The sequence below is a fragment of the Streptomyces thermodiastaticus genome (genome assembly GCF_014656135.1).
Classification (GTDB): domain Bacteria; phylum Actinomycetota; class Actinomycetes; order Streptomycetales; family Streptomycetaceae; genus Streptomyces; species Streptomyces thermodiastaticus.
This window is the reverse complement of record NZ_BNBV01000055.1, coordinates 1-13746: the sequence shown is the minus strand read 5'-3', so window position 1 is coordinate 13746 and position 13746 is coordinate 1. Positions and strand designations below refer to the sequence as shown.

At 72.0% G+C, this 13746-nt stretch carries 11 protein-coding genes; 4 read left to right on the top strand and 7 right to left on the bottom strand.

What is annotated here, in order from left to right; all coding sequences use genetic code 11:
* On the top strand, positions 1-2315 hold a 2315-nt coding region (locus IE286_RS26675; protein WP_229863821.1), incomplete at its 5' end, for a transglycosylase domain-containing protein.
* Positions 2316-2428: 113 nt separating this feature from the next.
* Here IE286_RS26675 and IE286_RS26670 read toward each other — a convergent pair.
* The 4 genes from IE286_RS26670 to IE286_RS26655 form a co-directional block, all read right to left on the bottom strand.
* The gene (locus IE286_RS26670; RefSeq protein ID WP_189799328.1) at positions 2429-4576 is read right to left on the bottom strand and encodes a SpoIIE family protein phosphatase; all 2148 of its coding nucleotides are present in this window, start codon (positions 4574-4576) and stop codon (positions 2429-2431) included.
* Positions 4577-4823: 247 nt separating this feature from the next.
* Positions 4824-5516, bottom strand: coding sequence for a cytidylyl-2-hydroxypropylphosphonate hydrolase (gene fomD / locus IE286_RS26665; RefSeq protein ID WP_189799327.1), 693 nt, complete (start codon positions 5514-5516; stop codon positions 4824-4826).
* Positions 5517-5577: 61 nt separating this feature from the next.
* On the bottom strand, positions 5578-6981 hold the full coding sequence (locus IE286_RS26660; protein ID WP_189799326.1) for a class II fumarate hydratase: 1404 nt from the start codon (positions 6979-6981) through the stop codon (positions 5578-5580).
* 131 nt (positions 6982-7112) lie between these two features.
* Positions 7113-8768, bottom strand: coding sequence for a fumarate hydratase (locus tag IE286_RS26655; RefSeq protein ID WP_189799325.1), 1656 nt, complete (start codon positions 8766-8768; stop codon positions 7113-7115).
* A 285-nt stretch (positions 8769-9053) separates the two neighbouring features.
* On the opposite strand from IE286_RS26655, the gene IE286_RS26650 reads away from it, so the two are divergent.
* Both IE286_RS26650 and IE286_RS26645 read left to right on the top strand, forming a co-directional pair.
* Positions 9054-9758, top strand: a complete 705-nt coding sequence (locus IE286_RS26650; protein ID WP_372462517.1) for a DUF1707 SHOCT-like domain-containing protein — start codon at positions 9054-9056, stop codon at positions 9756-9758.
* A gap of 126 nt (positions 9759-9884) precedes the next feature.
* Complete coding sequence (locus tag IE286_RS26645; RefSeq protein ID WP_189799324.1) at positions 9885-10262, top strand: WhiB family transcriptional regulator; 378 nt, start codon at positions 9885-9887, stop codon at positions 10260-10262.
* Between the two features lie 52 nt (positions 10263-10314).
* Here IE286_RS26645 and glpX read toward each other — a convergent pair whose 3' ends face one another.
* Complete coding sequence (gene glpX, locus IE286_RS26640; RefSeq protein WP_189799323.1) at positions 10315-11349, bottom strand: class II fructose-bisphosphatase; 1035 nt, start codon at positions 11347-11349, stop codon at positions 10315-10317.
* A gap of 127 nt (positions 11350-11476) precedes the next feature.
* Here glpX and IE286_RS26635 point away from each other — a divergent pair, with 127 nt between their 5' ends.
* Positions 11477-12007, top strand: a complete 531-nt coding sequence (locus tag IE286_RS26635; protein WP_189799322.1) for a DUF4245 domain-containing protein — start codon at positions 11477-11479, stop codon at positions 12005-12007.
* Between the two features lie 169 nt (positions 12008-12176).
* Here IE286_RS26635 and IE286_RS26630 read toward each other — a convergent pair whose 3' ends face one another.
* A complete protein-coding gene (locus IE286_RS26630; RefSeq protein ID WP_189799321.1) occupies positions 12177-12443 on the bottom strand; it encodes an exodeoxyribonuclease VII small subunit in 267 nt (88 codons plus the stop codon).
* Positions 12440-13663 carry an exodeoxyribonuclease VII large subunit gene (gene xseA / locus IE286_RS26625; protein ID WP_189799320.1) on the bottom strand — a complete coding sequence of 408 codons (1224 nt, stop codon included), beginning with the start codon at positions 13661-13663 and terminating at the stop codon, positions 12440-12442. The genes IE286_RS26630 and xseA overlap by 4 nt, the downstream gene beginning before the upstream one ends.
* Between the last annotated feature and the right edge of the window lie 83 nt (positions 13664-13746).

Sequence of the window (13746 nt, the reverse complement as noted above, 5' to 3'; positions counted from 1 at the left end):
TGCCGGCCGGGGCGTCGGCGGCGGGCGCCGCGTCGGGCCGGGCCGCGGCGCGCCGCGCCGCTCGGCGCGGCAAGGACGGCAAGGGCGGCATACGCCGGCTGTTCACCTGGAAGAAGCTGCTGGGCGCGGCCCTCGGCGTGTGCCTGCTGGGCATCGGCGCCTTCATCGTGCTCTACATGATGGTCGGCGTGCCGCAGGGCAACGCGGTCGCGCAGCAGGAGAGCAACGTCTACAAGTACAGCGACGGCACCATCCTGGCCCGCGCCGGCAAGGTCAACCGTGAGAGCGTCTCGCTGGAACAGGTGCCCAAAGCGGTCCAGCACTGCTTCGTCGCCGCGGAGAACAAGACCTTCTACCACGACTCCGGCATCGACCTGAGGGGCACCGCGCGCGGTCTGCTCAACACGCTGACCGGCAAGGGCACCCAGGGCGGTTCGACGATCACCCAGCAGTACGTCAAGAACTACTACCTGAACCAGGACCAGACCGTCACGCGCAAGCTGAAGGAGCTGGTCATCTCGCTGAAGGTCGACCAGAAGATGTCCAAGGACGACATCCTGGCCGGCTACATCAACACCAGCTACTACGGCCGCGGCGCCTACGGCATCCAGGCCGCCGCGCAGGCCTACTACCGCGTCGACGCCAAGGACCTGACCGTCGAGCAGGGCGCCTACCTGGCCGCGCTGCTGCAGGCGCCGAGCCAGTACGACTGGGCGGTGGCCAGCGACACCGGCAAGAAGCTGGTGCGGCAGCGCTGGGACTACGTGCTGAACAACATGGTCGAGCAGCACTGGCTGGATGCCGCCAAGCGGCAGGCCATGACGTTCCCGGTGCCCGAGGAGCCGCAGGGCGCGCCCGGTCTGGAGGGCCAGAAGGGCTACCTGATCGACCTGGCCGACAAGCAGCTGGAAGCCCAGCTGATGAAGCAGGAGGGCATCACCCAGGCCGAGGCCGAGGCCGAGGTCGTCGGCCGGGGCTGGACCATCACCCTGAACATCGACAAGAAGAAGCAGGCCGCGCTGGAGAAGGCGGTGAAGCAGCAGCTCACCAGCAAGCTCGACCCCGAGAAGCGGAAGGTGGACGCCGACGTCCAGGCCGCGGCGGTCTCGGTGGACCCGAAGACGGGCGGCGTCGTCGCCCTGTACGGCGGCGAGGACTACTTCAAGCACTACTACAACAACGCCACCCGCAAGGACTACCAGCCGGCCTCAACGTTCAAGCCGGTCATCCTGGCCGCCGCCCTGGACGAGGGCGCCACCACCCAGGACGGCAAGCCGATCAACGCCGACACGGTCTACGACGGCACCAGCGGCCGCCAGGTCGTGGATCACGGCACCAAGGTGGGCTTCGGCCCGCCCAACGAGGACGACGTCTCCTACGGCGACATCACCGTGCAGACGGCGATGAACAAGTCCGTCAACTCCGTCTTCGCGCAGATGGGCGTCGACGTCGGCATGCAGAAGGTGATGGACGTCGCCGGCAAGCTCGGCATGGACACCGAGGGCATGCAGCCGGTGCCCGCGCAGACGCTCGGCTCCATGGGCGCCAGCCCCCTGGAGATGGCCGCGATCTACGCCACGTTCGACAACCACGGCAAGAAGGTCACCCCGAGCATCCTGAAGTCCGCCTCGAACAAGTCCCGCAGCGTGGACATCGAGGACCCCATCGGCGATCAGGTCATCAGCCGTCAGGCCGCCGACACGGTCACCTCGGTGCTCACCGGCGTGGTCGACGACGGCACCGCCCGCGCCTCGGTGCGGGACAACCCGCTGCGCCACGGCCAGCAGGTCGCGGGCAAGACCGGTACCTCCGACGAGAACAAGTCGGCCTGGTTCACCGGCTACACCCCCGACCTGGTGACCTCGGTGGGCCTGTTCGGCGAGGACGCGAAGACCCACGCGCACACCTCGCTGGCCGGCGCCACGGGCCTGATCCCGGGCAGCGGACGCATCAACGGCGGCGGCTACCCGGCGCAGATCTGGGCCGCGTACACCTTCGGCGTGATGGACACCACCAGCAAGTTCGACCTGGACACCACCCAGGGCGCGGCCGTGCAGCCGAGCTGGACGCCGTCGGCCACCCAGTCGCCCAGCGAGACGCCGTCGCAGACGCCGAGCAGCGCCCCGCCGACGACCTCCGCGCCGCCGTCCGAGTCGCCCAGCCAGACGCCGTCCGAGTCGCCGAGCCACACGCCCTCTCAGTCCCCGAGCGGCACGGCGTCGTCGACTGCCGAGCCGCCCGACGACGGCGACGACGACGGCGGGGGCATCTTCGGCGACCGGGACCAGCTGGAGGGCCGTCAGCCGAGCCGGTAGACCCGCGCACGTGCCGGATCACACGACACATCAGGGGCGCCCGGTGGAAGCCGGGCGCCCCTGATGTGTCGTACGCAGTTCGCCGTCGTGCGGCACCGTCGGCGCACAGCGGGTCAGGTCCGGTTCAGCTCGAACCACACCACCTTGCCGGTGCTCAGCCGGGTCGCACCCCAGCGCCGGGCCAGCCGGTTCACCAGGTACAGGCCGCGGCCGCCCTCGTCCGTGGCCCGGGCCTGGCGCAGCCGGGGCAGCTGGGGCACGTCGTCACCGACCTCGCAGCGCAGCACCTCGGTGCGCAGCAGCCGCAGCGTCACCGGACGCGAGGCGTACCGCACGGCATTGGTGACGACCTCGCTGACCAGCAGCTCCACCGAGTCGCTGAGGTCCTCCAGACCCCAGCGGTCCAGCGCGCGCCGGGCCAGGCGGCGGGCCCGGCCGGGCGCGGAGTCCTCCGGCTCCAGCACCCAGTACGCCACGTCGCTGGGCGCGATCCCGTCGAACCGGGCCGCGAGCAGCGCGATGTCGTCGTCCCGGTCGCCGGGGCCGAGCGTGTCCAGCACGTCGTCGCACAGCGCCTCCAGTGGCGGCGGATGGTCGGGACCGGTGAGCCGGCCCGTCGCCTGGAGCTTCTCCCGCAGCTGCTCGATGCCGGTCCACACGTCCCGCAGCCGGGACTCGACCAGGCCATCGGTGTACAGCAGCAGCGTGGCACCGGCCGGCGCGTCCAGCTCCACCGCCTCGAAGTCGACCCCGCCCACGCCGATCGGCGCACCCGGCGGGACCTGCAGCACCTCGGCCCGGCCGCCCGCGTGCAGCAGCAGCGGCGGCGGATGACCGGCGTTGGCGACGGTGATGCGGTGCGAGACCGGGTCGTACACCGCGTACAGGCAGGTCGCCATGCGGTCGGTGCCCAGCCGCTGCGCCTGCTCGTCCAGGTGGTGCAGCACCTCCTGCGGCGGCAGGTCGAGCCCGGCGAGGGTCTGCGCGGTGGTGCGCAGCTGGCCCATGATCGCCGCGGACGTCATGGAGTGCCCCATGACGTCGCCGACGACCAGGGCGATCCTGCTGCCGGGCAGCGGGATCGCATCGTACCAGTCGCCGCCGACCCGGGCGGTCTCCGCGGCCGGCAGGTAGCGCGAGGCCAGCCGCACACCCGTGCAGCGCGGCAGGGTCTCCGGCAGCATGGTGCGCTGCAGCTCGTCCGCGATGTACGCCTCGCGCCCGTACAGCACCGCCTTGTCGATGCCGAGCGCGCTGTGCGTGGCGAGCTGGGCGGCGACCAGCAGGTCGTCCGGCTCGAACGCCGGGCGCTCGGGCAGCCGCAGGAACAGCGCGGCACCGATCACGCGGCGTCGGCCGCGCAGCGGGGCCAGGATGGTGCGCTGCCCGTCGGGCAGGCTCAGGCCACTGTCCGGGCCGAGGAGTTCGCTCAGCGCGGCGTGCGCCTGCGGGGCGTCGGTGAACACCGGCCGCACCCCGCGCAGCACCTCGCCGAGCGCGCTGCCGGGCTCCACCTCGCACAGCTCGTTGGTGACCTGGGACAGCTCGGCGGGCTGCTCGGGCGTCGGCGCGGGCGTGAACCCGACCTCCGGGTCGCGCTCCGCCGGGATCCGGTCGGTGCGGCGCAGCCGCAGCACGAGCGGGCCCACCGGCCGTTCGTCGCCCACCGGGAGCGGCTCGCGCAGGTAGACCAGGATCGCGTCGGAGAACGTCGGCACGGTCGCCCGGCACAGCCCCAGCACGATCTCGTCGAGGTCCATGCCCCGGGCGATGCGGCGGGTGGCGGCGCCCACGAACCGCAGCCGGTCGCCCTGCCGCCGCATCGGCAGCGCACGGCCGGCCGGCAGACCGCGGCCGGTGCGCCGCTCCGGCCGCGCGCCGTCGTGCTCCGTCCTGCCTTTGTCGTCCGTCGCCTTGTCGTCGTCCGTGCCCGTGCCGTCGCCGGCCGCGGCCTGGCGGGACGCCGCGTCCGGCTGGGCCGGGATGCCCTCCGGCACGGGACGCGGACGGTGCGGGTCGGGCTCGGCCACGGCGGGCTGGGTGTGCTCGGCGGGCGCCCGGTCGTCGGCGGACGACGGCTCGTTCTGCGCCGGGGGCGCCGCCGGCGCGCACGGGGTGTCGTCGGCGGGGCGCGGTTGCAGCGGTAAGGCCTGCGCCGGCTCGGGAGCGTCCAGCAGCGACCCACGGGCGTCCGTGGGCTCGGCGCCCGTCTGGGCGCGTTCGAACGAGGTCGGTTGCTCCGTCACGGGTGTCGCATCCATCCGTCCGGGGCTGCGCGCCGGGCGCGCAGGTGGTCCCGCCGAAGAGCCGATACCCGGAATACGTGCCCCCGGAACGGATGTCCGGCACCGGTCCTGGTGCCCTCGTACCCCTCGCTCACGTCGTGCCGCCCCTCGGTGACGTTCGGTCAGACTGACTGCGTGGGGCGGGAGTTGCCCTGCCCCGTGCCTCCCTGCGCCCTTGCGGAGGAAGATCCTACGTTTCCTGCCCGGGGGCGTATCAAGGGGCTCAGGACGACATCCGCTCGGGTATGCGGTCCCAGTCCTGCGGAAGCGGCGGTACCGTCCAGGCCGGGTCGGGGCGCCAGTGCTGCCAGTCCTCGGAGAACGGCGGCCCCCAGGCGCGGATCACCTCCACCGCGCACCGGCCCGCCTCGCGCACCCGCTCGGCCAGTTCCGCGTCGATCAGCCCGTCCCGCTGGGCCTGCGCGAACTCGTCCTCGTCCCGCCACTGCCAGCTGCCGTCCGGCTGCACGGCGATGTCCAGGAAGTAGTCCTCGGAGTCCACGCCGCCCGCCCAGCGGGTCAGCGGTTCCTCCAGGTTCACGTACCAGTTCTTGAACCGCCAGCCCGGTTCCCAGAACAGCCACACCGACCAGGGCCGGCCGGGCTGGGCCAGCTTCAGCACACCCGTGCCGGACCAGCGGGTGCGCCGCACCGTCCGCGGCTTGGTGTACCGGGAGGCCAGCGGTTCGTCGTGCACGGGTGTGCCGTCGGCGAGCACCGGTCGGACGCACTCGGTGCCCGGCGCCATCCACACCGCCAGCACCTCGGCGTCGTCGCGCACCACCGTCACCGGCCGCGCGATGTGGAAACGCCGGCCGCCGTTCTGTTGGTACCGCCACAGGATCTGGGTTCCCGCGGCCCAGCGGCCCGTCGCGCCGTTCACGGACACGTGCCCTGTCGCTCCGTCCTTCGCCATGAACAGATCTTAGGGGGCGTCGTTTGTGCGCCGGCGCGGCGAGCGGGGACCGGACGGGCCGTCAGGGATGCGTCATGCGCAGCACGTCCAGCGCCTCGTCCAGCTGCTCCAGGGTCAGATCGCCGCGCTCGACGTAGCCGCTCTCCAACACGACCTGACGGATCGTCTTGCGTTCGGCGAGGGCCTTCTTGGCCACCTTGGCGGCCTCCTCGTAACCGATGTAACGGTTGAGCGGGGTGACCACGGACGGCGAGGACTCGGCGTACTCGCGGGCCCGCTCCCGGTGGGCGAGGATGCCGTCGACGGTGCGGTCGGCCAGCAGCCGGGAGACGTTGGCCAGCAGCCGGATCGACTCCAGCACGTTCTTGGCGATGACCGGCAGCATCACGTTCAGCTCGAAGTTGCCGGCGGCGCCCGCGGTGGTGACGGTGACGTCGTTGCCGATCACCTGGGCGCACACCATCAGCACGGCCTCGGGGACGACCGGGTTCACCTTGCCCGGCATGATCGACGACCCGGGCTGCAGGTCGGGCAGGGAGATCTCGGCGAGCCCGGTGCGCGGCCCGGAGGACATCCAGCGCAGATCGTTGGCGATCTTCGTCAGGCCGACCGCGATGGTGCGCAGCTGCCCGCTGGTCTCCACGATCGCGTCGCGCGCGCCCTGCGCCTCGAAGTGGTTGCGGGCCTCGGTCAGCGGCAGCCCGGTGACGCGGGCCACCTCCTCGATGACCGCGGCGGAGAACCCAGGCGGGGTGTTGATGCCGGTGCCCACGGCGGTGCCGCCGAGCGGCAGTTCGGCCAGACGCGGCAGGGACGCGGCGAGCCGTTCGACGCCGTAGCGCACCTGGGCGGCGTACCCGCCGAACTCCTGGCCGAGCGTGACGGGCGTGGCGTCCATCAGGTGGGTGCGCCCGGACTTGACGACGTCCGCGAACTCCTCGGCCTTGCGGGCCAGCGCGGCGGCCAGGTGCTCCAGCGCCGGGATCAGATCGCGGGTGACGGCGGCGGTCGCCGCGATGTGCAGCGAGGAGGGGAAGACGTCGTTGGACGACTGGGAGGCGTTGACGTGGTCGTTGGGGTGCACGTCGCGGCCCAGCCGCTCGCTCGCCAGGGTGGCGATGACCTCGTTGGCGTTCATGTTGGACGAGGTCCCCGAGCCGGTCTGGAACACGTCCACGGGGAAATGCTCGTCCCACCGCCCCTCGGCGACCTCCTCGGCCGCCTCCTGGATCGCGCGGGCGACGTCCTCGTCGAGCACGCCCAGCCGCGCGTTGACCTTCGCGGCGGCGCCCTTGATCCGGGCCAGCGCCTCGATGTGGGCGCGTTCCAGCCGCTGCCCGGAGACGGGGAAGTTCTCCACGGCCCGCTGCGTCTGCGCCCGCCACTTGGCGTGCGCGGGCACCCGGACCTCGCCCATGGAGTCGTGCTCGGTGCGGTACTCGGTCCCGGTCTGCTCGTCGGTCATCGACGATCACCTCCAGGTGTCACAGCGTCCCCGACGCGGCCGCTGTTCCCGTGGAGGCGGACCGGCACCGCCCCCGCTCGGGCGAGGGGGCGGTGCCGGTCTTCGGTGGCTGTCTGCTGCCGCCGAGGTCGTCAGGAGCGCACCGGGATGGAGGTGAACACCGGCTGCGGCGACGGGTCCTGGAAGAAGTCGTTGCCCTTGTCGTCGACGACGATGAACGCCGGGAAGTCCTCGACCTCGATCTTCCAGACGGCCTCCATGCCCAGCTCCTCGTACTCCAGGACCTCGACCTTCTTGATGCAGTCCTGGGCGAGGCGGGCGGCCGGGCCGCCGATGGAGCCGAGGTAGAAGCCGCCGTGCGCGGCGCAGGCGTCGGTGACCTGCTTGCTGCGGTTGCCCTTGGCCAGCATCACCAGCGAGCCGCCCGCCGCCTGGAACTGCTCCACGTAGGAGTCCATGCGGCCGGCCGTGGTCGGGCCGAAGGAACCGGAGGCGTAGCCCTCGGGGGTCTTGGCCGGGCCCGCGTAGTACACCGGGTGGTCCTTGAGGTACTGCGGCATCTCCTCGCCCGCGTCCAGCCGCTCCTTGATCTTCGCGTGGGCGATGTCACGGGCGACGACCAGCGGGCCGGTCAGCGACAGACGGGTCTTGACCGGGTACTTCGTCAGCTCGGCGAGGATCGCCTGCATCGGCTGGTTCAGGTCGATCTTGACGACGTCGTCCTGGTCCAGCTGCTCGTCGGTGGTGTCCGGCAGGAACCGCGCCGGGTCGGTCTCCAGCTGCTCCAGGAACACGCCCTCGGGCGTGATCTTCGCCAGGGCCTGGCGGTCGGCCGAGCAGGAGACGGCGATGGCGACCGGGCAGGACGCGCCGTGCCGCGGCAGGCGGATGACCCGCACGTCGTGGCAGAAGTACTTGCCGCCGAACTGCGCGCCGATGCCGATCTTCTGGGTCAGCTCGAAGACCTTCTCCTCCAGCTCCTTGTCGCGGAAGCCGTGACCGAGCGGGGAGCCCTCGGTGGGCATGTTGTCCAGGTAGTGCGCGGAGGCGTACTTGGCGGTCTTCAGCGCGAACTCCGCGGAGGTGCCGCCGACCACGATGGCCAGGTGGTAGGGCGGGCAGGCGGCCGTGCCCAGCGAACGGATCTTCTCCTCCAGGAACTTCATCATGGAGGTCTCGTTCAGGACGGCCTTGGTCTCCTGGTACAGGAAGGACTTGTTGGCGCTGCCGCCGCCCTTGGCCATGAACAGGAACTTGTAGGCGTCGCCGTCGGTGGCGTACAGCTCGATCTGCGCGGGGAGGTTGGAGCCGGTGTTCTTCTCCTCCCACATGGTCAGCGGCGCCATCTGCGAGTAGCGCAGGTTCAGCTTGGTGTAGGCGTCGTAGATGCCGCGGGAGAGCGCCTTCTCGTCCTCGCCCTCGGTGAGCACGTTCTGCCCGCGCTTGCCCATGACGATCGCGGTGCCCGTGTCCTGGCACATCGGCAGCACGCCGGCCGCGGCGATGTTGGCGTTCTTCAGCAGGTCCAGGGCGACGAACTTGTCGTTGGCGCTGGCCTCCGGGTCGTCGATGATGCGCCGCAGCTGCGCGAGGTGGGCCGGGCGCAGGTAGTGCTGGATGTCGTGGATGGCTTCCTCGGCCAGCTTGCGCAGGGCCTCGGGCTCGACCTTGAGGAACGTACGCCCGTCGGGTCCCTCGACGGTGGAGACGCCCTCGGACGTCACCAGCCGGTACGGGGTGGTGTCCTCACCCTGGGGGAGCAGATCGGTGTACGCGAATTCAGGCATCTCGGCCCATTCCTCACTTGACGCACGGCTGCCGACGCTCTCACGGACGGCCGCCCGCCTCCGTCGGCGGGCTCCGACCAGCGTAGAACCTGCCGCAGTCGGCGGACCTGTGAGGTCCCGCTCAGTCGTTCGTCCACGGCTCGCCTCGGTCGTCCGTCCGCAGGCTGCCCCGGTCGTCCGTCCACGGATCGCCCCGGCGGTCCGTCCACAGGGCGCCTCTGCCGTCCGTCCACAGGTCACACCGAGGGGTAGTCGCGATCTATCGCGTTTGGGTACCCTGCTGGCGTGAACCTTCAGAAGCAGAGCGAGATGGGCCGGCAGTCCCGGCCGGACGTGCCGGCCCCGGCCGGCGCCGCGGAGCTGCGCGCCTCGGACGCCGACCGCGACCGCATCGCCGACGTCCTGCGTGAGGCCCTGGCGGAGGGCCGCCTGACCGCCGAGGAGCACGCCGAGCGCGTCGACGGCGTGCTGAACGCCAAGACGGTCGGCGAGCTGGAGAGGTTCGTCCAGGACCTGCCCGCCGGCCGGCGGCAGGGCGCCGCGTTCACCGTGGTGCCGCCTCGGCCCGAACTCGTCCCGGTCCGGGCCGAGGAGAACGTGGTCGCGGTCTTCAGCTCGGTCACGCGCAGGGGCCGCTGGCGTGCCGGGCAGCGGGTGCACGCGTACTCGGTGTTCGGCAGCGTGGAGATCGACCTCAGCGAGGCGCTCTTCGAGTACCAGCAGGTGGTGATCAAAGCGGTGTCGGTCTTCGGGGACGTGCAGATACGCGTCCCGGAGAACGTGACGCTGCGCGGCACCGGCGGCGGCGTCCTCGGCAACTTCGAGGTGGAGACCGCGGACTCGACCGAGCCCGACGCGCCCGTGGTCTACGTCGACGGCTGGGCCGTCCTCGGCAACGTGGAGGCGCGGCCCAAGCGGGGCAAGCGCATCGCGGACATCCTCGACCGCGTGCAGCGGAAGGCCGAGGGCAAGCTGCGCAAGCATCTGTGACCTCGTGTGCCCCTCGAGTGCGGCCGACCAACCGTACGGTCTGGAACCCAGTGCATAGGCGCACGCACAGCGGGTAGGCCTTGACGCATCGTCTCTCGCTCGCGAAGCCGTCGTCAGGAGAAGACCGTGCTGCACACGCCGCATTCGTCCCTGCAGGTAGCTGCCGTTCCGGCCCAGCGGGTGCCCGAGCGCAACAGGAGCCAGGACGCGCCCTGGCACACCGAGGCGGTGTGCCGGCGCGACGAGGCCGGCCTCTTCTTCGCACCGTCCAAGGAACCAACGGCCGCACGGCTCTCGCGCGAGGAGGCGGCCAAGCGGGTCTGCGCGCGCTGCCCGGTGATGGTGGAGTGCCGCGAGCACGCCCTGATGCAGCCCGAGCCCTACGGCGTCTGGGGCGGGCTGACCGCGGCCGAGCGCCGCGTCGTCCTGGCCCGGCGGCGCCGGCGGGAGCTGGAGCTGAAGAAGGCCGCGCGCGCCGCGGCCGCGGGGCGCATAGCCGGCTGACCCGGTGTGCGGCGGCGCCCCCGCCGCACCGGGGGCGCCGCCAGGGCAGGGGCTACTTCGCGCGGTCGAAGTCGATCGCGCTGTACGCCCGCAGCTTGCTCAGCCGGTGCTCGGAGTCGATCCGGCGGACCGTGCCGGACTTGGAGCGCATCACGATCGAGTCGGTCGTCGCGGTCTCCGCCCGGTAGCGCACGCCGCGCAGCAGCTCGCCGTCGGTGATGCCGGTGGCGACGAAGAAGACGTTCTCGCCGGACACCAGGTCGTCGGTGGTCAGCACACGGTCCAGGTCGTGCCCGGCGTCGATCGCGCGCTGACGCTCCTCGTCGTCCTTGGGCCACAGCTTGCCCTGGATGACGCCGCCCAGGCACTTGACGGCGCAGGCCGAGATGATGCCCTCCGGGGTGCCGCCGATGCCCAGCAGCAGATCCACGCCGGTGCCCTCGCGCAGCGCCAGGATCGAGCCGGCCACGTCGCCGTCGGAGATCAGCTTGATGCGCGCGCCCGTCTCCCGGATCTCCTGGATCACGCCCTCGTGGCGCGGCCGGTCCAGGATGACCACGGTGACGTCCTCGGGCGTGGCCCGCTTGGCTTTGGCCACCCGCTTGATGTTCACCGACACCGGCGCGTCGATGTCCACGAAGTCCGCCGCCTCCGGACCGGTGACGATCTTGTCCATGTAGAACACGGCCGACGGGTCGAACATCGCGCCGCGCTCGGCCGCCGCCAGCACGGCGATCGCGTTCGGCATGCCCTTCGCCGTGAGCGTGGTGCCGTCGATCGGGTCGACCGCGATGTCGACCTCCGGCCCGGTGCCGTCGCCCACGCGCTCGCCGTTGAAGAGCATCGGCGCCTCGTCCTTCTCGCCCTCGCCGATCACGACGACTCCGTTCATGGAGACGGTCGACACGAGGGTGCGCATGGCACGGACCGCGGCGCCGTCGGCGCCGTTCTTGTCCCCGCGCCCGACCCAGCGGCCCGCGGCCATCGCCGCCGCCTCGGTCACCCGGACGAGCTCCAGGGCGATGTTGCGGTCGGGAGCCTCCTCGGGAACTTCCAGCTCGGAGGGCAAGTGATGATGCTCGGTCATCGGAGCGCACCTTTCTGATACGACGACGGCCGGAATGAGGGTGTGGCCTCGACTGTAACCCCGGGCTGACAAAATGAGCAGGGGACCCCACGGATGAGCGGCCCGGACACCTGCGACCATAGAGGGCGTGGCAGGTTCGAACGGCAAGCAGAAGTCGGTCAGCAGCATCATCCTTTCGCTGGCCGTGGTCGTGCTCGCGGCAGGGGTCGTGTACCTCTTCGTCCCGCACGACGATCACGCTCCCGACATCAAGCGGGTGGACTACCGCGTCGAACTCCTCACGGCGCGCCGCGCCGCCCCGTACCCGGTGGCCGCGCCCGAGGGCCTGCCCGACACGTGGAAGGCCACCTCCGTCCGCTACCAGGCCGACCAGAACGACCGCTGGCACCTGGGATTCATGGATCCGGAGGGCGAGTACGTGGCCGTCGAGCAGTCCACGCAGAAGCGCAAGGACTTCATCGACGACGCCAGCCAGGGCGCGCATGCCACCAAGGTGACCCAGGAGATCGACGGTCGCACCTGGACCCGCTACACCGGGGGCCGCTACGACGCCCTCGTCTGGGACGGAGACAAGAACTCCACCACGGTGGTCGCCGGCACGGCCTCCTTCGGCCAGCTGACCAAGATGGCCGAGGCGCTGGTGCTGAAGAAGGGCTGAGCGAAGCCGCAAGGGGGCGCCGGAGCCCCGGGCAGCCGCAGGGGCTCACAGGGGCCCTGACGGGCGGCTGCGGGGCCCGGAAGACCCGCGGGACCCTGTCCGTCCCGCAGCGGCCCCCGGGCCACGCCCGAAAGCGCGCCGGAGCCCCGCCGACCCGCCCGCGGGCCCTCTACCGCGCCCTCCGCTCGGTGCTCTCGCCGCCCTCGTCCTCGTCCTGTGCCGCCGCCTCCTCGGCCAGGGCCGCGTCCAGCCGCTCCCGCGCCCCTTCGAGCCACCGCCGGCAGACCTTCGCCAGCTCCTCGCCGCGCTCCCACAGCGCCAGGGACTCCTCCAGGCTGATCCCGCCCGCCTCCAGCCGCCGGACGACCTCGATCAGCTCGTCCCGCGCCTGCTCGTAGCCGAGCGTCTCGTCCGCCGGCCGTGTGTTGCTCGTCATCCGCCCAACCCTTGTGTGTCGACTCGTACCGTGAACTCGCCCTCGGCCACCCGGGCCCGCAGCGGCTCCTCGGCCGCAACCTCCGCCGGGTCGCGCACCACCTGGCCGTCCGCCTTCTGCAGCACCGCGTAGCCGCGCCTCAGGGTCGCGGCGGGGGAGAGGGCCACCACCCGGGCGTGCGTGTGCGCCAGCTCGGAGTCGGCCCGGTCCAGCAGATGCCGCAGGGTGCGCCGGGAGCGGTCCAGCAGCGAGGTCACCTGCTCCGCCCGCTCGTCGATCATGCGGTGCGGTTCCCGCATGCAGGGCCGGGCCAGCGCGTGGGCGAGCCCCCGCTCCTCCCGGTCCAGCAGCGCGTGCACGCAGCGCCGGGCCCGGTCGCGCAGCTGCCGGACCCGCTCCATCTCCTCGCCCACGTCCGGCACGACCTTCTTGGCGGCGTCGGTGGGCGTGGAGGCACGCAGATCGGCGACGTAGTCCAGCAGCGGGGTGTCCGGCTCGTGCCCGATCGCGGAGACGACCGGCGTACGGCAGGCGGCGACCGTGCGGACCAGCTGCTCGTCGGAGAACGGCAGCAGGTCCTCCACGCTGCCGCCGCCGCGCGCCACGATGATCACGTCCACCTCGTCCAGCGCGTCCAGCTCCTTGACGGCCTGCACCACCTGCGGCACCGCGTGCACGCCCTGCACGGCGACGTTGCGGACCTCGAAGCGGACGGCGGGCCAGCGGTGCCGGGCGTTCTCCAGCACGTCCCGCTCGGCGGCCGAGGCCCGGCCGCACACCAGGCCGATCAGCTGCGGCAGGAACGGCAGCGGCTTCTTGCGCTCCGGCGCGAACAGCCCCTCGGCGGCCAGCGCCTTCTTCAGCTGCTCCAGGCGGGCCAGCAGCTCGCCGACCCCGACCGGCCGGATCTCGGCGGCGCGCAGCGACAGCTGCCCGCGCGGCGCGTACCACTCGGGCTTGGCGTGCACGACGACGCGGGCACCCTCGCCGACCACGTCGGCGACGGCGTCGAACACCGCGCGGTAGCAGGTCACGGAGACGGAGATGTTGTACGACGGGTCGCGCAGCGTCAGGAACACCACGCCCGCGCCCGGCCGCCGCGACAGCTGCGTGATCTGGCCCTCGACCCACACCGCGCCGAGCCGGTCGATCCAGCCGCCGATGAGCCGGGAGACCTCGCCGACGGGCAGCGGAGCTTCGGGGGACGTGGAGACAGCCATGCCCGCGAGGGTAGCCGCCACCACCGACAACACGTTCGGCCCGCGGCACACGCCGGCTGCGCGGAGCAGGCCGGCGTGTGCCG